This window comes from Achromobacter sp. FW305-C-28, from assembly GCF_058783235.1.
Genome location: NZ_JBYSYL010000008.1, coordinates 202,725 through 222,366, shown reverse-complemented (window position 1 = coordinate 222,366; position 19,642 = coordinate 202,725). Strand labels below are relative to the sequence as shown.

The 19,642-nt window shown below is 67.2% G+C and carries 16 protein-coding genes; 6 read left to right on the top strand and 10 right to left on the bottom strand.

Annotated elements, in window-relative coordinates:
* Positions 1-2 precede the first annotated feature (2 nt).
* From AC3WMR_RS20290 to AC3WMR_RS20245, 10 genes are read right to left on the bottom strand one after another with little or no spacing between them, the layout of a single operon-like run.
* Positions 3-1,142, bottom strand: coding sequence for a glycosyltransferase (locus AC3WMR_RS20290; RefSeq protein WP_492264592.1), 1,140 nt, complete (start codon positions 1,140-1,142; stop codon positions 3-5).
* Complete coding sequence (locus AC3WMR_RS20285; protein WP_492264593.1) at positions 1,135-2,427, bottom strand: O-antigen ligase family protein; 1,293 nt, start codon at positions 2,425-2,427, stop codon at positions 1,135-1,137. The genes AC3WMR_RS20290 and AC3WMR_RS20285 overlap by 8 nt, the downstream gene beginning before the upstream one ends.
* Before the next feature lie 26 nt (positions 2,428-2,453).
* Positions 2,454-3,356: a glycosyltransferase family 2 protein gene (locus AC3WMR_RS20280; RefSeq protein WP_025140079.1), complete on the bottom strand. Its 903-nt coding sequence runs from the start codon at positions 3,354-3,356 to the stop codon at positions 2,454-2,456.
* A 20-nt stretch (positions 3,357-3,376) separates the two neighbouring features.
* Positions 3,377-4,693, bottom strand: a complete 1,317-nt coding sequence (locus tag AC3WMR_RS20275; RefSeq protein WP_492264594.1) for a lipopolysaccharide biosynthesis protein — start codon at positions 4,691-4,693, stop codon at positions 3,377-3,379.
* 30 nt (positions 4,694-4,723) lie between these two features.
* Positions 4,724-5,677 carry a GDP-L-fucose synthase family protein gene (locus AC3WMR_RS20270; RefSeq protein WP_492264595.1) on the bottom strand — a complete coding sequence of 318 codons (954 nt, stop codon included), beginning with the start codon at positions 5,675-5,677 and terminating at the stop codon, positions 4,724-4,726.
* Between the two features lie 6 nt (positions 5,678-5,683).
* On the bottom strand, positions 5,684-6,793 hold the full coding sequence (gene gmd, locus AC3WMR_RS20265) for a GDP-mannose 4,6-dehydratase (protein ID WP_025140082.1): 1,110 nt from the start codon (positions 6,791-6,793) through the stop codon (positions 5,684-5,686).
* Between the two features lie 10 nt (positions 6,794-6,803).
* Positions 6,804-7,217, bottom strand: coding sequence for a VanZ family protein (locus tag AC3WMR_RS20260; protein WP_492264596.1), 414 nt, complete (start codon positions 7,215-7,217; stop codon positions 6,804-6,806).
* Positions 7,204-8,634 carry a mannose-1-phosphate guanylyltransferase/mannose-6-phosphate isomerase gene (locus tag AC3WMR_RS20255; RefSeq protein WP_492264597.1) on the bottom strand — a complete coding sequence of 477 codons (1,431 nt, stop codon included), beginning with the start codon at positions 8,632-8,634 and terminating at the stop codon, positions 7,204-7,206. The genes AC3WMR_RS20260 and AC3WMR_RS20255 overlap by 14 nt, the downstream gene beginning before the upstream one ends.
* Positions 8,631-9,167: a GDP-mannose mannosyl hydrolase gene (locus AC3WMR_RS20250; protein ID WP_492264598.1), complete on the bottom strand. Its 537-nt coding sequence runs from the start codon at positions 9,165-9,167 to the stop codon at positions 8,631-8,633. The genes AC3WMR_RS20255 and AC3WMR_RS20250 overlap by 4 nt, the downstream gene beginning before the upstream one ends.
* Positions 9,157-10,566, bottom strand: a complete 1,410-nt coding sequence (locus AC3WMR_RS20245; protein WP_492264599.1) for an undecaprenyl-phosphate glucose phosphotransferase — start codon at positions 10,564-10,566, stop codon at positions 9,157-9,159. The genes AC3WMR_RS20250 and AC3WMR_RS20245 overlap by 11 nt, the downstream gene beginning before the upstream one ends.
* A 247-nt stretch (positions 10,567-10,813) precedes the next feature.
* Between AC3WMR_RS20245 and AC3WMR_RS20240 the strand changes: the two genes are divergently transcribed.
* The 6 genes from AC3WMR_RS20240 (at position 10,814) to epsC (ending at position 19,628) form a co-directional block, all read left to right on the top strand.
* On the top strand, positions 10,814-11,950 hold the full coding sequence (locus tag AC3WMR_RS20240; protein ID WP_175196201.1) for a polysaccharide biosynthesis/export family protein: 1,137 nt from the start codon (positions 10,814-10,816) through the stop codon (positions 11,948-11,950).
* 100 nt (positions 11,951-12,050) lie between these two features.
* A complete protein-coding gene (locus AC3WMR_RS20235; protein ID WP_492264600.1) occupies positions 12,051-14,312 on the top strand; it encodes a GNVR domain-containing protein in 2,262 nt (753 codons plus the stop codon).
* 18 nt (positions 14,313-14,330) lie between these two features.
* Complete coding sequence (locus tag AC3WMR_RS20230; protein ID WP_175196203.1) at positions 14,331-15,734, top strand: phosphomannomutase/phosphoglucomutase; 1,404 nt, start codon at positions 14,331-14,333, stop codon at positions 15,732-15,734.
* Positions 15,735-15,747: 13 nt separating this feature from the next.
* The gene (gene pgi / locus AC3WMR_RS20225; protein WP_492264601.1) at positions 15,748-17,421 is read left to right on the top strand and encodes a glucose-6-phosphate isomerase; all 1,674 of its coding nucleotides are present in this window, start codon (positions 15,748-15,750) and stop codon (positions 17,419-17,421) included.
* A gap of 12 nt (positions 17,422-17,433) precedes the next feature.
* Positions 17,434-18,486, top strand: a complete 1,053-nt coding sequence (gene galE, locus AC3WMR_RS20220) for a UDP-glucose 4-epimerase GalE (RefSeq protein WP_492264602.1) — start codon at positions 17,434-17,436, stop codon at positions 18,484-18,486.
* Between the two features lie 194 nt (positions 18,487-18,680).
* A complete protein-coding gene (epsC, locus tag AC3WMR_RS20215; protein ID WP_025140092.1) occupies positions 18,681-19,628 on the top strand; it encodes a serine O-acetyltransferase EpsC in 948 nt (315 codons plus the stop codon).
* The last annotated feature ends 14 nt before the right edge of the window (positions 19,629-19,642 follow it).

Here is a 19,642-nt window from a genome sequence, read left to right as displayed (position 1 = left end):
GTTCAGGGCGCGCCGCGCCGCAGCAGCGGCTGGAACAGCGCGATGACATCGTGGCAATGCCGTTCGAGTGAAAAGGCGTCGGCGCGTTCGGGGCCCTGGGCGGCCAGCCGTTCGCGCATCTCGCCGTCGTAGGCCAGGCGGCGCACCGCAGCGGCCAGCGCCGCTGCGTCGCCCACCGGCACCAACAGACCGTAGCGGCCCGAGTCCAGGATCTCGGCCGGGCCATGCGGGCAATCGGTGGAAATCACCGGCACGCCCAGGCACAGGGCTTCGACCAGCACGTTGCCGAAGCTCTCGCGCAGCGAGGTCAGGGCAAAGGCGCCGGCGCCGGCGATCACGGGAAAGGGGTTGTCGATGTGGCCGGCCAGCGTGACCGGGCTGCGCGATGCACGGGCGTCGATGCGTTTTTGCAACGCCGCGTGCTCGGACCCTTCGCCCAGGATGGTGAAACGGATGCCCGGGTCGTCCAGCAGGGCGGCCGCGTCGATCAGGGTCGCGTAGTCCTTGACGGCTTCCAGGCGCCCCACGGCGACCACGTGGTACGGGGCCGCGGCGCCGTCGGGCGGCGTCGGCGCAGGCCAGGCAGCGCTTTGCTCGCGCACATCTTCCAGCGGCACGCCGTTGTAGATCGTGAGGACCTTGCCGCGAAGCGGCGGGAACATGCTGACCAGGTCTTCCTTGACCCCGCGCGACACGCCGACCACGGCGTCATGGCGGCGGTAGGTCTGGCTGACCAGCCAGCACTTCAGGCGCCGCATGCGCGAGGCGCCGTAATGAATGGCCGGGCTGCTGTGTTCGAAGGCTACCGTCGCGAACTGGCCGCGCAGCACCTTCTTGGCCAGCACCACCAGCATGTTGCACAAGAGGCCGTGCGAACACACCACCGCGGGCTTGTCGCGCCGGATCTGCGCGACCAGGCGCGCAAATGCCAGCGGCAGCTGCAGCCGCAGCGCGCCGGGCGATTCCAGCACCGGCAGCGCCCGCGTCACCCGCGGATTGGCGACCGGGTATTCGCGGTTGCGCGAACGCAGCAGGAACAGCGCGGCCGGCACGCCGCGCTGGGGCAGGGCATCGGCGATGAAGGCAACGCATCTTCCGACGCCGCCGTGCAGATCGGGCGCCACGAACAGGACATCAGGCATGGGGCATGACTCGCGGTAGCGCCCGGCGCTCGGTGTCCGGGCGGGGGCTGGGAACCACGGCGGCGGGCCGTGGCACGGGCATGGCGCGGGCATTGCGCATCAGCGACAGGCAATAGCACAGCAGGAAACCGGTGAAGGCGGTCTTGGGCGCATACGCCAGGCCACCGGAGAGCGAATCGACGAAGATGTACATCGGCGCGGTGGCCAGCAGGTAGCGCCGGTGCAGCTCCAGTCCGGGATGCGCATAGCGCCGGAACAGCGTCAGCAGCAGGATCAACAGCGGCGGCAGCATGATCATGATGGTGCCGACAATGCCGAACTTCATCAGGTAGAAGGCCCAGGAATTGTGGGCGAAGGTGCTGAGCTCGAAGCCGTTCTCGCCCATGACCCAGCTGCGAAAGCCCGCGCCCTTGCCGAACACGGGGCTTTCGGCGAACGAATCCATCTGGCCCTGCATCTCCTGGATGCGGGCGCCGTAGCTGGAATCTTCGTCCAGCCGTTCGACGCTGAAGACGCGATTGGTCAGGACGTCGAGGTAGCCGATGCTGGCGAACACCAGCAGCCCGGCCACCGCGGCCGGCGCGAAGATCATCACCACGCGGCGCCGGATGTCCGAGCCGGACGCGAGCATCACGGCCAGCAGCACGGATACCGCCAATTGCAGGTACTGGCTGCGGTTCAGCGAAAACACCAGCGCCAGCAGCATGTACAGCGTCAGCATATAGGCCTTGGGGCCCGTCACGTTCAACGTCTTGCGGAAGTACAGCAGCGACACCACGCCGAACGGAATCGCCCAGACGCCCAGCCGTACGTTGCGCAGCGGATTGGCGACGTTGAAGCCTTGCAGCTGTTCCAGCAGCATCAGCGTGGCAACGGCCAGGCAAGCCGCCACGATGTACTTCTGCAGCAGGGCGTACGCCGCGGGGCTGTCGATGTCCTTGTAGCAAAGGAACGGTGTGCACAGGAAGTAGAAGACGATGCGCAGGTCGCGGGCCACGTCGCCGGTTTCGATGCCTGGATGATGCAACGACACCAGCAGCAGGTAGATCACCGACAGGGTCTGCAAGCCCAGCAGCATGCCCAGCGCGCCGCGCGGCAAGGCGTAGGCGCCGGCGTCCGCCAGTCGCAGCATCTTGACGAACACGATGGCCACGAACAGCACGTCAAAGGGCGACAGCTTGAAGCTGCCCACGCCCAGGATGAAACGGTCATCGTTCAGGGCCAGCGCGGTGAACGCGAACAGCCCCAGCAGATGCAAGGTGGAAAGGCGGCGGTGCGGTTGCATGGCGTCTCCATGGCGGGTGGCAGGCGTCAATGCGCGGCCCAGTCGTCGCGCCCCAACAGCTTGGTGGTCAGCTTCTCGAACAGGTACGACAGGTCACCCTGGCGGGCGTGGGCGGCCACCTTGGACGCGCGGCACGACAGTTCGAACAGCTTGCCCAGGCCGGGTTCGGTGCGGCGGATGCGATCCACGATCTGAGAACGTTCTTCCAGCAGCACGTCCTGCATCAGCGCGGTCTTGGTTTCGTCGTGCGTGGTGTAGACGCCCATCGCGTCGGGCACGATCAGGTTCTTGCCGTCGCGCAGCAGCCGGCTCCAGAGCTCCAGGTCCATGCAGTAGCGCATGCTTTCCTGCAGCAATCCATGCTTGCGCAAGAGGTCGCGGCGGAAGATGGCGGCCTGGTTCGGAATCGACGCCTTCACCACTGTCAGCGTGCCGCGGTTGACGGGGGTGTAGTGGATCTTGCGGAAGATGCGGTTGTTGGCGTCGGCCACGAACAGGTTGCCGCTGACGATCGGCGCGCGTCCCTTGGCGGCTGCCGCGCCCAGCTTGCGCAGGGCGCCCGGGTAATACAGGTCGTCGGAATTCTGCCAGCCGACATAGTCGCCGGTGGCCCGTTCGAAGCCCTTGTTGATGGCGTGCGATTGGCCGCGGTCCGGCGCGCTTTCCCAATAGGTCAGGTAGCGCTCGTATTTGCGGATGATGTCCACGCTGCCGTCGGTGGAGCCGCCGTCGATGATGATGTATTCCAGGCGCGGATAGCCCTGGTTCAGCACCGAGATGATGGTGCGTTCCAGGAAGCGGGCCTGGTTGAACGAGGGCGTCACGATGGTCACCTTGGGCAACAGGCCCCCGGCGATCGGCGCGGGCGGGCGCAGCTCGCTGACGAAGTCGATGAGCTGACGCGAAAACTCGTTGTTACGCTTGCGCATATAAGACCTCAACATGATGGCTACCGGGTTGCCGCAGGCAATGCGCCCGGGTAGTCTGGTCGGGATTGACGGATGGCGAGGGCCACGCCGGCCAGCGTGATCGCCGCGTAAGCCATGCGGCCCCAGGCCGCGGCATGTTCTCCGGCGGCCTGCACCAGGGCCGCCATGACGCACAGCATGGCCAGGCCGCCCAGGCCATTGAGAATGGCCACCGCGCGGGAATTGCCCAGCCCGAGCAGCGAGAAGTGGGCGGCCGCATTCAGCGACAGCAGGCCCGACGCCACGATCAGCAGCCGGAACGTGCTCAGGTGGCCGTGAGCGACGGCATCGCCCAGCAACAGGTCCAGCAGCGGCTGGCTGACCGCCAGCACCGCCAGCGTGGCGCTGGCTGACAACGCCAGGTTCCACAGCATCATGCGGCGGATTTCGGCCTCGGCCGCGCCGGGGTAGGGCGGCGACACCGACAGGCGGCTGACGCGCGGCATGGCCTTCTGGAAGATCGCCACCGATGCGGTGTGGATCATCTGGCCCACCTGCACGCCGACGGTATAGATCGCCAGCGCCGCCGGCCCCATCAGGCTGCCCACCAGCACCCGGTCGACCGAGCCGAAGGCCAGCGCGCTCAGGCTGTTCAGCCACGACCAGCGCGAAAACCGGAAGGCATCGGCCATGGCGCCGCGATCGCGCACCGGGCGCACCAGCACGCGGCCGTAGCGGCGGGCGAATACGCGCATCTTCACCGAACCGGCCAGCAGCAACCCCACGGCCTGGGCCAGTCCGGTCCAGGTGGGCGAGGCGGTCAGCCAGGCCGTGGCGCAGGCCAGCGCCATCGTGCCGCTGCGGCTGACGACCTCGCACAGCGCCGTGGCGCGAAAGTCTTCCCGGCCCTTCAGGCAGCCGGACATCAATTGGTCGTACTGCTGGGTCAGGTAGATGGCCAGCGCCGGCATCGCCAGCAGCGTCACCGCCACGCCGCCAAAGGTGGCCGCCGGCCAGCCCAGGTCCACCGCCAGCCACAGCACCATGGCCACCAGCGTCACCACGCCCAGCGCGCAGCCGATCAGCGACATGGCCACGCCGGCCGCGCGCAGCGCGCCGCCCGGTTCGTGCATGCGTTCGGACACCAGCTTGGTGGCGGTGACCGCGGCGCCCAGATTGGCGGCGTTGCCGAAGCCGGCCAGCGCGATGATCATGGAATACTGGCCGAAGCCCACCGTGCCCAGCTGGCGAAACAGCAAGGGCAAGGCCACCAGCGCCGCGACCGGGCCGATGCCGTATTCCACCAGCCCCCAGAACGAGGCATTGCCGGCGATGTGCTTCCTGATGAATCGGACCATCGGATAGCCTGTCTTCTGTGGGCGTGGCGCTCAGGCCACGGGCAGCGGATGGCGTGCCTGCTCGCGCAGGAAATGGCCATAGGCCAACGTCACGCCATGGTGCAGCGAAATTTCCGGCTTCCAGCCCAGCGCCCGCACCCGTGACGAATCCAGCAGCTTGCGCGGGGTGCCGTCGGGCTTGCTGGTGTCGTACACGACGGCGCCCTGGAAGCCCACCACCTGCGCCACTACCCGGGCCAGGTCGGCGATGGACAGGTCCTGCCCGGCGCCGATGTTGTAGATGCCCTCGGCGGACGGCGATTCCATCAGCATCAGGCAGGCCTGCGCCAGATCGTCCACGTACAGGAATTCGCGCAGCGGCGTGCCGGTGCCCCACAGGGTCACGCTGTCCTGGCCGGCCTCGCGGCCTTCATGGAACTTGCGGATCAGCGCGGGCAGCACGTGGCTGCTGTGCAGGTCGTAGTTGTCATGCGGGCCGTACAGGTTGGTCGGCATGGCGCAGATGAAGCGGGCGCCATGCTCGCGCTGGTAGGCCTCGCACAGCTTCAGGCCGGCGATCTTGGCAATGGCGTAGGGCTCATTGGTGGCTTCCAGCGGGCCGGTCAGCAGCGCGTCTTCGCGGATCGGCTGCGGCGCCTCGCGCGGATAGATGCACGAGGACCCCAGGAACAGCAGCTTGCGCACCCCGGCCGCGTAGGCGGCCCTGATCACGTTGCACTGGATCATCAGGTTGCGGTACAGGAAGTCCACCGGGTGGTTCTGGTTGGCCAGGATGCCGCCGACCTTGGCCGCCGCCAGGTACACCACGTCCACTGGGGTGGTGGAAAAGAAGCGGTGCACCTGGTTCTGGTTTTCCAGGTCCAGCTCGGTGTGGCTGCGCGTCAGCACGTTGCGGTAGCCGCGTCGTTGCAGCTCGCGCACCAGCGCGGCCCCCACCATGCCGCGGTGGCCCGCCACGAACACGCGTTGGTCCAGGTTGGTCATGGCGCACTACTCCTTGTAGGCGTAGATTTCGTAGCCGTTCTGTTCCACCAGCGCATCGCGCCGGGCGTCCTTCAGGTCGCTCTCGACCATTTCCTTGACCAGCTGCGCGAAGGTGGTGCGGGGCGACCAGCCCAGCTTTTCGCGCGCCTTGGTCGGGTCGCCCAGCAGGGTCTCGACCTCGGTCGGGCGGAAATAGCGCGGGTCGACGCGCACGATGACCTGGCCAGGCTTGATGTCGTGCACCGGGCTGAACAGCACCGTCGCCGTCTCTTCCAGCCCTTCGCCTTCCCAGGCGAGCAGGATGCCCAGCTCGCGCGCCGCCGTATTGATGAACTCGCGCACGCTGTACTGCATGCCGGTGGCGATCACATAGTCTTCCGGCGTGTCCTGCTGCAACATCAGCCACTGCATCTCGACGTAGTCGCGGGCGTGGCCCCAGTCGCGCAGCGCCGACAGGTTGCCCAGGTACAGGCATTCCTGCAGTCCCAGCACGATGCGCGCCAGGCCGCGGGTGATCTTGCGGGTCACGAAGGTTTCGCCGCGCTTGGGCGATTCGTGGTTGAACAGAATGCCGTTGCAGGCATACATGCCATAGGCTTCGCGGTAGTTCACGCTGATCCAGTAGGCGTACAGCTTCGCGGCGGCGTAGGGGCTGCGCGGATAGAAGGGGGTGGTTTCCTTCTGCGGCGTTTCCTGCACCAGGCCGTACAGCTCCGACGTCGACGCCTGGTAGAAGCGGGCCTTGTCTTCGAGCTTCAGGATGCGGATCGCCTCCAGCAGGCGCAGTGTGCCCAGGCCGTCGGCGTTGGCAGTGTACTCAGGCTCTTCGAACGACACCCCGACGTGGCTCTGCGCGGCCAGGTTGTAGATCTCGTCGGGTTGCACCGACTGCACGATACGGATCAGGCTGCACGAGTCCGTCATGTCGCCATGGTGCAGCACGAAGTTGCGCGGCTGGTCGTGGGGGTCCTGGTACAGGTGGTCGATGCGCGCGGTGTTGAACAGCGAGGCGCGCCGCTTGATGCCATGGACTTCATAGCCCTTGGCCAGCAGGAACTCGGCCAGGTATGCGCCGTCTTGCCCGGTAACGCCGGTAATCAGTGCCCGTTTTGGCATGGTTTTATCCTTAAGACTTAGTCATTGCACGAAAAGAGCCGAAGGCTGCGGAACCGATGTTCAACGAGATTACTGTCGCACCCGCCGCAGAGATATCGGCCAAAAGGTCTAAGAGTTCAGCTTGGCGATAGGCAAAAAAGGATTGGATCCATTCGTCCAGCGCACCCAGCGCCGTCACCACCAGCAGGGCCGTCAGCCCGGGCCGGCGCTGCACCGAGGCATAGATCAGCAGGGTCAGAAAGGCGTAGGCGGCCAGGTGCAGCCGCTTGTCGCCGAAGGTGTCCGACATCTGGGCCGCCAGGCCCGGCAGGTTGCCCACCGTGATCAGCACGCCGAAGAACGCAGCGGCGGCAGGCAGGCAGTAGCGGGCCACGCCCGGACGCCAAAAGGATGAGGCCGCGTCCCGCGCGTCATACCCGGCCATACATGTCCTGGAAACGCACGATGTCGTCTTCTCCCAGGTAGGCGCCGGATTGCACCTCGATGATTTCGAGCGGGATCTTGCCGGGATTCTCCAGGCTGTGGACCTCGCCCAGCGGGATGTAGGTCGACTGGTTCTCGGTCAGCAGGTACTGCTTGTCGCCGTTGTAGATGCGGGCGGTGCCCGACACGACGACCCAGTGCTCGGCGCGGTGGTGGTGCATCTGCGACGACAGCCGGGCGCCAGGCTTGACCGTGATGCGCTTGACTTGATAACGGGGGCCGTGGCCCACCGAGTCGTACGAGCCCCAGGGGCGCTGCACTTCGCGGTGATGGTTCATTTCCGACCGATGCTGGGTCTTGAAGACTTCGACCAGCCGCTTGACGTCCTGCGACCGCGTCTTGTGGGCCACCAGCACGGCGTCGGCCGTCTCGATCACCACGATGTCGTCCAGCCCCACCGAGGCCACCAGGCGGCTGGTCGAATGGATGAGGCAGTTGCGCGAGTCCTCGACCATGACGTCGCCGGTGGTGGAATTGCCTTCCGCCGTCTTCTGGGCAATGCCCCAGACCGCGTCCCAGGCGCCGACGTCGCTCCAGGAGGCCGCCAGCGGAATGACCACGGCGCTGTCGGTGCGTTCCATGATGGCGTAGTCCATCGAGTCGCTGGGGCAGGCCTCGAAGGCAGGGCCGTCCAGCTGGAACAGCGCGCTTTCGCCGTGGCCGGCGCTGACGGCCAGGCGCACCTGGGCCAGGATCTTGGGCGCCAGCCGTTCCATTTCTGCCAGGAAGACCGAGGCCTGGAAGGCGAACATGCCGCTGTTCCAGTAATAGCCGCCGTCTTCGATGAAGCGCTGGGCGACTTCCGGCGACGGCTTCTCGACAAAGCGGCGCACCCGGCGGGCAGGGGCCAGGTCATCGGGTTCGGCGGATTGAATGTAGCCATAGCCGCTCAGCGGCGCCGTGGGGGTGATGCCGAAGGTCACCAGCGCGCCCTGGCGAGCCGCCTGGTAAGCCTGGGCAAAGGCCTCGGCCAGCACCGGGCCGTCTTCCAGCACGTGGTCCGACGGCATGATCAGCATCACCGGGTCTTCGCCGTCGCGCATCGCCCGCAGGGTGGCCGCGGCAATGGCCGGGGCGGTGTTGCGGGCAAAGGGTTCCAGCACGATCTCGGCGTCCTGGATGTCCAGCTCCAGCGCCTGTTCGGCAGCGATGTAGCGGTGCGCCTCGTTGCAGACCAGCATCGGCCGAGCCTGGGCGCCGGCCGACCCCAGCCGCCGCAGGGTGTTCTGCAGCAGGCTGCGGTCATCGGTCAAACGGATGAATTGCTTGGGCAACAGCTCCCGCGACAACGGCCACAGGCGCGAGCCCGAGCCGCCGCAAAGGATGACAGCCCGGTACGGGGGATGGGGGTTGGTCATGGCGCTGACTCCTTGAAGTAGGCCTGGGTGTACGGGTGCGCGCCGGGATCGGCGGCAATCGCCGCCGGCGGCTGCCAGCGGTAGCGTCGGTGCTGCCCCAGCGGCAGGCTGGCGGTATCCAGCGCCAGCTGGGCTTCGTAGGCGAGAACGATGTAATGGGTGGAGCGGCCGTTCTCGCCGGCAAAATTGGTGCCATAGAAGTGTTCGTACACGCCGCGTGGCCGCCAGGCCTGCGGCGGCAGCGTCAGGCCCAGTTCTTCGCGGGCCAGCCGGCGTAGCGCCTGGGCTAGCGTTTCGTCCTTGCGCACGCGTCCGCCCGGCACGAACCAGGCGCCCTGGGCGGGCGGATTGCAGCGCAGGCCGGTCAGGTAGCGCCCGGCGGGGTCGCGCAGCAAGAGGTCGATGGACACCAGCGGCAGCATCTGCACCGCCCGGCGAAAGTCATCCTCGGGCAACAGGCCAGGGGCGGGACGTGGGGCAGGGCGGGCGCGCACGCCGGCCAGGGGGGGCCAGCCCAGCGGTTCAGTAGACATTTCGGCCCGTCCATCCGGAGATCGCCGTGCGGGCGATGATCATCAGGTCCATCCGGAACGTCCAGTGCTGGATGTAGTAGATGTCGTGCTCGACCCGGTCGCTCATCTTGCGCAGCGTGTCGGTCTGGCCGCGCAGGCCGTTGACCTGCGCCCAGCCGGTGATGCCCGGCTTGACGCGATGCCGCATCATGTAGCGCTGCACCAGGTCCTTGTACAGCTCGTTGTGCTCCAGCGCGTGCGGGCGCGGGCCGACCACCGACATGTCGCCGCGCAGCACGTTCAAAAACTGCGGCAGCTCGTCCAGGCTGGTGCGGCGCAGGAAGCCGCCGATGCGGGTGATGCGGGCATCGTTGCGTGTGGCCTGGGTGACCACGCCGTGTTCCTGGTGCACGGTCATGGTGCGGAACTTGTAGACATGGAAGACCTTGCCGTCCACGCCCAGGCGCGGCTGGGTGAACAGTACCGGCCCGCGCGACGTCAGCTTGACCAGGCACGCCACGCCCAGCATCAGGGGCGACAGGCCGATCAGGGCGCAGAAGGCAAAGCTGCGGTCGAAGGCCTCCTTGGCCAGGCCGCGCACGCCAGCGGCCGGCAGGCTGTTCAGCTGAATGGCGGGCAAGCCGAGGAACTCGCCGATGCGGTGCCCCAGCAACTGAATCGACATCACGTCGGGAATCCAGCGGATGTCCACCAGGTCGTTGCGCAGGTGATACAGCACTTCGCGCAGTTCCTGGCCGGCCTCCATCGGCAGCACGATCCACACTTCGCGCACGTTGTGTTCGCGCACGAAGCCGTGCAGGGCGTCCAGTTGATGCAGCCGCCGCACCTGCGGGGGGAGGCTTTCGTGCGGTTCGGCGTAGATGCCCGCCACTTCGTAGCCGGCCTCGCGATAGCGTTCGACCCGGCGCCAGAGGTCATGGCCCAGCGCGCCGAAGCCCACCAGCAGCACGCGCTTGCGGTTCAACCCGCGATCGCGCGCCGCGCCCAGCACGGCGTAGACCGCCAGGCGTACGCCGGCCAGCGCCAGGGCGGCCGTGCCGAACCAGGTAGCCGCCCACATGCGCGATACCGCGGCGCTCTGATGCATGAGAAAACTGACCAGGATGCCCAGTGCGAACACGGTGGCCCACGCCGCCAGGCTGCGCACCACCAGGTCGGTCAGCATCCGTCCGCGCCACGATACGTACAGGCGGAAGGCGGGAAAGAGCGCGATGACGCCCAGGCCGCACAGATAGATCAGGAACAGGTGGATCTGCGGCGGGTCCGCCAGCGTCTCGTCCGCGAACTTCAGTTCGGTGACGGCCAGGCCGCAGATGACGACGATTGCGGCGTCCAGCATGCGGTACAGATAGCTGGAACGATTGAATCTTGCCGACGTGTCCGATTGGGACGAATCCATCGCGAACTCCTGGGTGGGGGGAGTCGCCCTGCGGCCGCAAGGAAAACAACGGTGCACCGCCGCAAAGCATGTGGCTACCGTGGGAATCTTATTGAGTGCAAGGGCCACCCGAAACCTCCAAACGATGTAGGAGAAGGCTTAGGGCATCCGTCGAATGTGCGGGGCTTGGAAAAGAGAGTGGAATGTCGCAACCCGTTACGCATCGGGCTCCTTTCCAAGCAACGAAGTCATTCACTGTGGATTTGCCATGACGACATTTTTCGGAACGTTGAGCCGAGCCATTGCTGCCATCGCGCTCGTGTCCTCGCTGGGCGCTTGCGCCCTTTCTCCCGGCATGACCTTCGACGCCAAGCATCGCGTCGACCCGCTCGACCCGAATTCGGTGGCGGAAATCCGGGAAATCACGCCCAGCCTTGTGCTGGCCGACAACCGCGCCCGCCAGGCGCTGCTGGATAACGACGGCGTTTCCAAGCTGGTCGACAAGACCGAGCCGTACCGCATCGGGCCCGGCGACATCCTTTCGATCGTCGTGTGGGATCACCCCGAGCTCGTCCTTCCGACGCAAACCTACGCCATCGGGACTGGGGTGACCGAACTAGCCTTCGGGGATACCGCATCGGGCATTCCGGGCTATACGGTCTCATCCACTGGATATATCCAATTTCCCTATACAGGACTGCTGAAAGTGGCGGGCTTGACGGAACTTCAGGCGCGCAATCTCATAGTGAACAGTTCGGGTAAATACATCCAGGATCCGCAGATCACCGTTCGGGTGCTGGGCTACCGCAGCAAGCGAGTCTACGTCGAGGGTGAAGTCAAGACGCCGGGCACCGTCGCGATCAACGACATTCCCATGACCCTGTTGGAAGCGATCAATCGCGCGGGAGGCATCCTGCCCACGGGCGATCGCAGCAGCGTCTATGTCATTCGCGAAGGCAAGCCGACCCGCGTCAACCTGCCTGCCCTGATCGACCGTGGGCAAGACCTGAACCAGGTCATGCTCAAGTCGGGCGACATCGTCCGGGTGACGCCGCGAGACGACAGCAAAGTGTTCGTGACGGGGGAAGTGACTACGCCCGCCTCGATTGTGATGAGGGATGGAAGGCTGACGCTGAACGAAGCGCTGGGTGTGGCCGGAGGACCCAACCAGCTGACTGCGGACTCGTCACAGGTGTTTGTGGTGCGCAGTACCGAGCAGGCGACGCCGCTGGTGTTCCATCTGAACGCCGCTTCGCCGCAGGCTTACGCGGTGGCGGAGAAGTTCGAGTTGCAACCCAAAGACGTCGTGTTCGTGGATACAGCGGCCCTGGTGCGGTGGAACCGCTTCATCAGCAACCTGTTCCCAAGCGCGCAAACGGTGCAGACCGTGCATTCCATCAAGTAATCGACCCGGGGCCCGCCCGGCGCCGCTGGGCGCGCGCGGGCCCCGACCCACGCCTTTGGGGGCGCCGCGACCGCGGCGGCGCCTATTCTTGGAGAGCTGCATGTCGTTGCCTATCGAATCGTTCGAGCCCTCCGTCCCGGCTCGCCAGCAGGAAACCCCGCTGTCCTCGCACGTGGACGCCATCTTTTCCAACCGATGGCTGATCATCGCCATGACGCTGATCGCGCTGTTGGGCGCCGTTGCCTACGTCATGGTGACGCCATCGGTCTACCAGGCCGACATCATCGTCCAGGTGGAGGAGGAACTGCCGCAAGGCCAGAGCCGTAGCCTGTTGGGCGACGTCTCGGCCATTTTCGACACCAAGGCCGAGACCTCCGGCGAAATGGAAGTGCTGCGTTCGCGCATGGTGGTGGGGCCGGCCGTCGACAAGTTCATGCTGTACATCCATGCCAAGCCGCGCTACTTCCCGGTGGTGGGCGAATGGCTGGCGCAGCGCCATGAAAGCCTGCCGTATCCGTCCAGCCTGCCGCGCGGCGGCTATGCCTGGGGCGGTGAAGCCATCTCGATTTCGCAGCTGGACGTACCCAATGAATGGCTGGGCAAACCGTTACGCGTGACGACCCAGGGCGAGGGGGCCTACACGCTGTTCGACAAGGTCACCGGGTCGACCTTCAAGGGCACGGTGGGCAAGCCGGAACATTTCCTCTTGCCGGGTGGCGGGGCGATGGATGTGCACATCGACGCGCTCAGCGGCCGCCCGGGCACGGAATTCACCGTGTCGCGCAGTTCGCGCCTGGCGGCCATCGAGGACGTGCAGTCGCGCCTGGGCATCTTTGAACGCGGCCGCACGTCGGGCGTGATCGGGGTCACGATGGAAGGCAATGATCCCATGCTGACCACCGCCGTGCTGAACCAGATCGGCCAGGAATACGTGCAGCAGAACGTCAACCGCAAGTCGGCCCAGGCCGAGAAGTCGCTGGCGTTCCTGGACAAGCAATTGCCGCAGCTCAAGCAGGAACTGGATGCGGCCGAAACCAAGTACAACTCGCTGCGCAACAAACGCGGCACCATCGATCTGAGCGAAGAGGCCAAGCTGATCCTGGCGCAATCGGTCGACGCCCAGACCAAGGTGATGGAACTGCGCGCCAAGCGCCAGGAACTGATCACCCGGTTCGCGCCGACCCACCCCAGCATCGTGGCCATCGACCGCCAGATCGCCTCCTTGACAGGTGACGTCAACCGCATCGGCAACAACATCAAGCAGTTGCCCGACCTGGAGCAGGACGTGGTGCGTCTGGTGCGCGACGTCCGCGTCAACACCGAGCTGTACACGGGGCTGCTGAACAACGCCCAGCAACTGCGCCTGATCCGCGCGGGCAAGGTCGGCAACGTGCGCATCCTGGATGCCGCGGTGCAGCCGGACAAACCGGTGCGCCCCAAGGCCGCCATCATCATCGGCGTGGCCACGGCCATCGGCCTGATCTTCGGCGTGCTGTGCGCCTTCGTGCGCAACGCGCTGTTCGGCGGCCTGTCCGAGCCGGACGACGTGGAACGCTACACCGGCCTGCCGGTGCTGGCCGCCATTCCCCATAGCGACCTGCAGGACAAGCTGTGGCGCCGCAGCCGGCGCAAGAACGCCATGGTGCCGGCGCTGCTGGCGCAAAGCCAGGGCAATGCGCCGCCCATCGAAAGCCTGCGGTCGTTCCGCAACGTGTTGCAGGCGTCGCTGCGCCAGTCGGCCAACAACATGGTCATGTTCACCGGCCCGGTGGCGGGCGTGGGCAAGTCGTTCCTGTCGGCCAACTTCGCCTTCATCCAGGGCGGCGTGGGCAAGCGCGTGCTGCTGATCGATGCCGACTTCCGCAAGGGCCAGCTGAACCGCTATTTCGGCGTGCCCAAGGAAGACGGCCTGTTCGAAGTGCTGTCGGGCACCATCCCGCTCGAACGCGTGCGCAAGCACAGCGTGTCCGAAGGCGTGGACTTCATCGCCACGGGCGCCGTCACCTTCGATCCGTCGGAATTGCTGGCGTCGCCGATCTTCGGCCAGACGCTGCGCGAGCTGTCCAGCCAGTACGACATGGTGATCCTGGACACCGCGCCGGTGTTGTCCTCGCCGGATGCGGCCGTGGTCGGCACGCATGCGGCGGCGGTCATGGTGGTGGTGCGGTCGGGCATGAATACCGTGGGCGAAATCCGCGAGACGGCCAAGCGGCTGATCCAGGCGGGGGCGCCGGTGGACGGGGTGCTGTTCAACGGCCTGAAGTTGATGCCCGAGCGGTTCGGCTTCCGGTCCAAGTACGGCGGCTACCGCTATTCGCGGGCGGCGTACTACGGCGATTTCAAGCAGAACGGCCCCAAGTAACCTCCGCGGAGAACTGGCATGCATGGAACTTTTGGCTGGGAATCCCCGCAGATCCTGGATGCGGTCTTCAAGGCTTACGACATACGCGGCACGGTGCCGGACGAGATCGACGCGCGCTTCGCCCATAGCCTGGGCATGGCGGTGGGCGTGCGGGCGCGTGATCTGGGCGCGCGCGCCGTGGTGGTGGGGCGCGATGGCCGCCTGAGCAGTGTGGAACTGGCGGCGGCGCTGCAGGCCGGGCTGCGCTCGGCCGGCATGCACGTCATCGACATCGGCATGGCGACCACGCCGATGGTCTATTTCGCCGCGCGGCTGATGGACACCGGCGCCGGCATCGCCATCACCGGCAGCCACAACCCGCCGGCCTACAACGGCTTCAAGATCGTGCTGGATGGCGCGTCGCTGTATGGCGAGGGCATCACGGCGCTGCGCGACGCCATGCGCCTGCCGATCGAATCGGCCAGCGTGGCGGGCGGGCGCACCCAGATGCAGATGCAGCCTTGCTATGCGGCGCGGCTGCTGGGCGACATCCGCATGACGCGGCCGATGAAGATCGCCATCGACTGCGGCAGCGGCGTGGCCGGCGCGGTGGCGCCGGCGCTGTTCCGCGCGCTGGGCTGCGAGGTCACCGAGCTGTTCTGCGAGGTCGACGGCTCGTTTCCCGGCCACCATCCGGACCCGGCCGACCCGCAAAATCTGCAGGACCTGATCTATTGCCTGCGCTATTCCGATTGCGAGGTCGGCCTGGCGTTCGACGGCGACGGCGACCGGCTGGGCGTGGTCAGCAAGTCCGGCCAGATCATCTGGCCCGACCGGCAACTGATCCTGTTCGCCCGCGACGTGCTGGCGCGCAACCCGGGCGCCGAGATCCTGTACGACGTCAAATGCAGCCGGCACGTGGCCCGCGCCGTGGTCGAAGCGGGCGGCAAGGCCACCATGTGCCGCACTGGCCATTCGCTGGTCAAGGCGAAGATGCGCGAAACCGGTGCGCTGCTGGCCGGCGAGATGAGCGGCCACATCTTCTTCAAGGAACGCTGGTACGGCTTTGACGACGGCTTGTATGCCGCCGCCCGGCTGCTGGAGATCCTGTCCGCGGCGCCGGACCCCTCGGCGCTGCTCGAAAGCCTGCCGCAGTCCTGCGCCACCCCCGAAATCAAGCTGGAAACCGCCGAAGGCGAACACGTCGAACTGGTGGAGGCATTGCGTGCCAACGGGGAATTCCCCGGCGCACTGTCCATCAACGACATGGATGGTGTGCGGGTCGACTACGCCGACGGCTTCGGCCTGGCGCGGCCGTCCAACACCACGTCGACGGTGGTGCTGCGTTTTGAAGGAGACACCGTGGCCGCCCTGGCCCGCATCGAGGAGGACTTTCGCAATGCGTTCCGGCGCATTGCACCTCATATCCGTTTACCGTTCTAAGGAGCATCACGCGATGGGAAAGGCGAATTTTGCGATAGAGGCCCCGGCCGATAGCGAGATGGCAGGGCTGGCCGACAGCCCCGAATGGCAGGCGTACGCGCAGGCGGCGGTCGACGCGCCGCTGGATGCGAGCGCGCTCAAGGTGATCGAGGCCGCGGGCCTGTGCGTGGACCTGACCATGCAACGGCAATCGCCGGCGCTGGACGCGGCCGCCCTGGCGCTGCTGCGCGCCCGCGGGCTGGACGCGGCTCGCCAGGCGCTGTTCGCGGGTGGCCCGGTCAACTGGACTGAAGACAAGCCCGCCTGGCACACGGCGCTGCGAGCCGGCCGCACCCGCGAGCAACCGGATGGGCAGGACGAAGATTCGGTCTGCGAATACGCGCGCATGGCCGACTTCGTGCGCCGCACCGACCAGACGGCCGATTTCTCGACCGTGCTGCACATTGGCATCGGCGGCAGCGACTGGGGGCCGCGCCTGGCCATCCAGGCCTTTGGCGGCGCGGGCCAGCGCCGCCAGATCCGCTTCGTGTCCAATATCGACGGCCATGCCTTCCATGACGCGGTGGCCGGGCTGGACCCGCGCCGCTGCCTGGTGGTGGTGTCGTCCAAATCCTTCACTACCACCGAGACGCTGCACAACGCCCGCGCCGCCATCGCCTGGCTCAAGCAGGGTGGCGTGGCCGACGTGTCCACGCACCTGGCGGCGGTGACCGCCAACGTGCCCGCGGCCCGCGCGCTGGGCGTGCCGTCCAGCCAGGTATTTCGCATGTGCGACTGGGTCGGCGGACGCTATTCCGTCTGGTCGGTCGCCGGCCTGTCCATTGCGCTGACGGTCGGCGCCGAGGTGCTGATCGGCATGCGCGCCGGCGCCGAAGCCATGGACCAGCACTTCCAGCAGGCGCCGCTGGCGTCCAACGCGCCGGTGCAGCTGGCGCTGGCCGGGCTGGTCAACTGCAGCGTGCTGGGCCATACCTCGCTGAACATCGCCGCCTACAGCGCCCGGTTGCTGCACCTGGTGACCTACCTGCAGCAGCTGGAAATGGAATCGCTGGGCAAGCGCGTCGCCGGAGACGGCTTTGATGTCGGCGTGCCCACGGCTCCCATCATCTGGGGCATGCCGGGCACCGACGGCCAGCACACCTTCTTCCAGTGGCTGCACCAGAGCGCCGAGGGCGCGCCGGTGGATTTCATCGCCAGCCTGCAAGGGCATGCCGATAGCCCGGACGCCCATCGCATGCTGCTGGCCAACTGCCTGGCGCAGCGCCAGGCGCTCTTGCGCGGCAAGTCGCTGGAACAGGCGCTGCTGGACGTCGCCCATGTCGACGACCCGGACAAGGCGCTGAGCCTGGCCCGCCACCAGGTGCATCCGGGCGGGCGGCCGTCCACGCTGATCGTGCTGCGCCAGCTGGATCCGCGCGGCCTGGGCGCGCTGCTGGCGCTGTACGAGCACAAGGTGTTCGTGCAGAGCGTGGTCTGGGGCATCAACCCCTTCGATCAATGGGGCGTGGAACTGGGCAAGCGGCTGGCCACCGGCATCGAGCGCGAACTGGCGGTGCCTGTGTCGGCCGGCGTGGTCGACTGGGGCCATGATGCCTCGACCTCGTACTGGATCGACCGCTACCGCGGCCATGCGCAGGCGCCGCGTCCGCGCCATGCCTGGGTGCCCGGCGTGGCTGCCCATCTCTGACGGAGCCTGGCGATGGCGGACATGCGGGTATTGGTCACCGGCGGCGCGGGCTACATCGGCGCCCACACGCTGGTGGCGATGCTGGCCGCGGGCCAGCGGCCGCTGGTGCTGGACAACTTCAGCAACGGCAGCCCCGAGGCGGTGCGGCGGGTCGAACGCCTGTGCGGCGCGCGGATTCCCCTGATCGAAGGGGACATCCGCCAGCCCGGCCGGGTGCAGGGCTTGCTGGCACAGGCGGCGGCCGACGGCGACCCGGTGCAGGCCGTGCTGCATCTGGCCGGCTGCAAGGCGGTGGGCGAATCGGTGGCCGACCCGCTGAAGTACTACGACAACAACGTGGCGGGCTCGCTGGCGCTGCTGCGCGCCATGCGCGAAACCGGCGTGGCGCGGCTGGTGTTCAGCTCGTCCGCCACGGTCTACGGCGAACCCCAGTCGCTGCCGTTCACCGAAGCGCACCCCCTGGCCCCCGCCAACCCCTACGGCCGTACCAAGCTGATGGTCGAGCAGATGCTGCGCGACCTGTGCGCGGCCGAGCCCGCTTTCGGCGCGGTGACCTTGCGCTACTTCAACCCGATCGGCGCGCATCCCAGCGGCCAGATCGGCGAAAGCCCGCGCGACGTGCCCAACAACCTGTTCCCCTTCATCACCCAGGTGGCGGTGGGGCGGCGGCCCTTCCTGAGCGTGTTCGGCGACGACTACGCCACTGCGGATGGCACCGGCGTGCGCGATTACCTGCACGTCATGGACCTGGCCCAGGGGCACGTGCGGGCCCTGGCCTATGCGGCCGGCCATCCTGGCTTTGTCGCGGTCAACCTGGGCACGGGGCAGGGCACCAGCGTGCTGGAACTGGTGCGCGCGTTCGAACGGGTCAACCAGTGCCGCATTCCGCTGCGCACCGTGGCCCGCCGGCCGGGCGACATCGAGCGTATGTGGGCCGACCCGGCGCTGGCCGCCTCGCTGCTGGGCTGGCGCAGCCGCCATGGCGTGGACGCCATGTGCGCCGACGGCTGGCGCTGGCAGCAGGGCAACCCCGAAGGCTACGACGCCGATCCCCCTGCGGCATAACCCCAACAGCCTGTCGGACGAATTCCGCGAATGCCGCGCAAGCGGTTACAGTTGACGGATATATTGCGAAGCAGCATCGCCGCGCGGCCCGGCCGTCATCCGGCGATGCACCGTCAGCGAGGCACCCTCATGTTCGATTTCCATCCCTTGGCCGGCCTGCGCGCCGGCTTGTCCACCCCGGCGGGGCGGCCCCTATGAGCGGCCCGACCTATCTGCCGCCCGCCCACTGGAACCTGGACAGCATCGTGTCCGGCCTGCGCGAGGCCCGCGTCGCCTGGCGCGGCCCCCGCGGCCGCCTGCGCGAAGACGCCGGCCTGCGTGAATTCCCGTCCCAGGAAAGCCTGCGCCAGATCATCAAGGACCTCTGTGGCGCCTTGTTCCCGATGCGCCTGGGCCCCATCGACCTGCGCGAGGAAGTCGAAGACTTCTACGTCGGCCACACCATCGGCGCGGCGCTGGATGCCTTGCTGCACCAGGTCGGGCTGGAGCTGCAATACGTCGGGCGCCACGATCCGGCGTTGCAGGCCGATACCCAGCAACGCGCCATCGAGATCGTGCGCCAGTTCGGCGCCGAGCTGCCGCGCGTGCGCGCCGCGCTGGACCTGGACGTGACCGCCGCCTACCAGGGCGACCCGGCCGCGCACAGCGTCGACGAAGTGCTGCTGTGCTATCCCGGCGTGGCCGCCATGATCCACCACCGCCTGGCCAACGTGCTGTACCGCCTGGGGGTGCCCATGCTGGCGCGCATCGTGGCCGAGATCGCCCATGCCGACACCGGCATCGACATCCACCCTGGCGCCACCATCGGCCGCAGCTTCTTCATCGACCACGGCACCGGTGTCGTGATCGGCGAAACCGCCATCATCGGCGACCGCGTGCGGCTCTACCAGATGGTCACGCTGGGCGCCAAGCGCTTCCCGCCGGGCGAAAACGGCGAGCTCAAGAAAGGCCTGGCGCGCCATCCGCTGATCGAAGATGATGTCGTGATCTACGCGGGCGCCACCATTCTGGGGCGCGTCACCATCGGCAAGGGGTCGACCATTGGCGGCAACGTCTGGCTTACGCGCAGCGTGCCGCCGGGCAGCAACGTCACCCAGGCCAGCCTGGTCAGCGACATGCCGGATTGCGGCCTGGGCGGCTGACACCCGCGTTGCGG

Bases quoted from the DNA above. Each gene is read 5' to 3' on its own strand.
- AC3WMR_RS20290 (WP_492264592.1), bottom strand. From the start codon at position 1,142: ATGCCTGATGTCCTGTTCGTGGCGCCCGATCTGCACGGCGGCGTCGGA.
- AC3WMR_RS20285 (WP_492264593.1), bottom strand. From the start codon at position 2,427: ATGCAACCGCACCGCCGCCTTTCCACCTTGCATCTGCTGGGGCTGTTC.
- AC3WMR_RS20280 (WP_025140079.1), bottom strand. From the start codon at position 3,356: ATGCGCAAGCGTAACAACGAGTTTTCGCGTCAGCTCATCGACTTCGTC.
- AC3WMR_RS20275 (WP_492264594.1), bottom strand. From the start codon at position 4,693: ATGGTCCGATTCATCAGGAAGCACATCGCCGGCAATGCCTCGTTCTGG.
- AC3WMR_RS20270 (WP_492264595.1), bottom strand. From the start codon at position 5,677: ATGACCAACCTGGACCAACGCGTGTTCGTGGCGGGCCACCGCGGCATG.
- gmd (WP_025140082.1), bottom strand. From the start codon at position 6,793: ATGCCAAAACGGGCACTGATTACCGGCGTTACCGGGCAAGACGGCGCA.
- AC3WMR_RS20260 (WP_492264596.1), bottom strand. From the start codon at position 7,217: ATGGCCGGGTATGACGCGCGGGACGCGGCCTCATCCTTTTGGCGTCCG.
- AC3WMR_RS20255 (WP_492264597.1), bottom strand. From the start codon at position 8,634: ATGACCAACCCCCATCCCCCGTACCGGGCTGTCATCCTTTGCGGCGGC.
- AC3WMR_RS20250 (WP_492264598.1), bottom strand. From the start codon at position 9,167: ATGTCTACTGAACCGCTGGGCTGGCCCCCCCTGGCCGGCGTGCGCGCC.
- AC3WMR_RS20245 (WP_492264599.1), bottom strand. From the start codon at position 10,566: ATGGATTCGTCCCAATCGGACACGTCGGCAAGATTCAATCGTTCCAGC.
- AC3WMR_RS20240 (WP_175196201.1), top strand. From the start codon at position 10,814: ATGACGACATTTTTCGGAACGTTGAGCCGAGCCATTGCTGCCATCGCG.
- AC3WMR_RS20235 (WP_492264600.1), top strand. From the start codon at position 12,051: ATGTCGTTGCCTATCGAATCGTTCGAGCCCTCCGTCCCGGCTCGCCAG.
- AC3WMR_RS20230 (WP_175196203.1), top strand. From the start codon at position 14,331: ATGCATGGAACTTTTGGCTGGGAATCCCCGCAGATCCTGGATGCGGTC.
- pgi (WP_492264601.1), top strand. From the start codon at position 15,748: ATGGGAAAGGCGAATTTTGCGATAGAGGCCCCGGCCGATAGCGAGATG.
- galE (WP_492264602.1), top strand. From the start codon at position 17,434: ATGGCGGACATGCGGGTATTGGTCACCGGCGGCGCGGGCTACATCGGC.
- epsC (WP_025140092.1), top strand. From the start codon at position 18,681: ATGAGCGGCCCGACCTATCTGCCGCCCGCCCACTGGAACCTGGACAGC.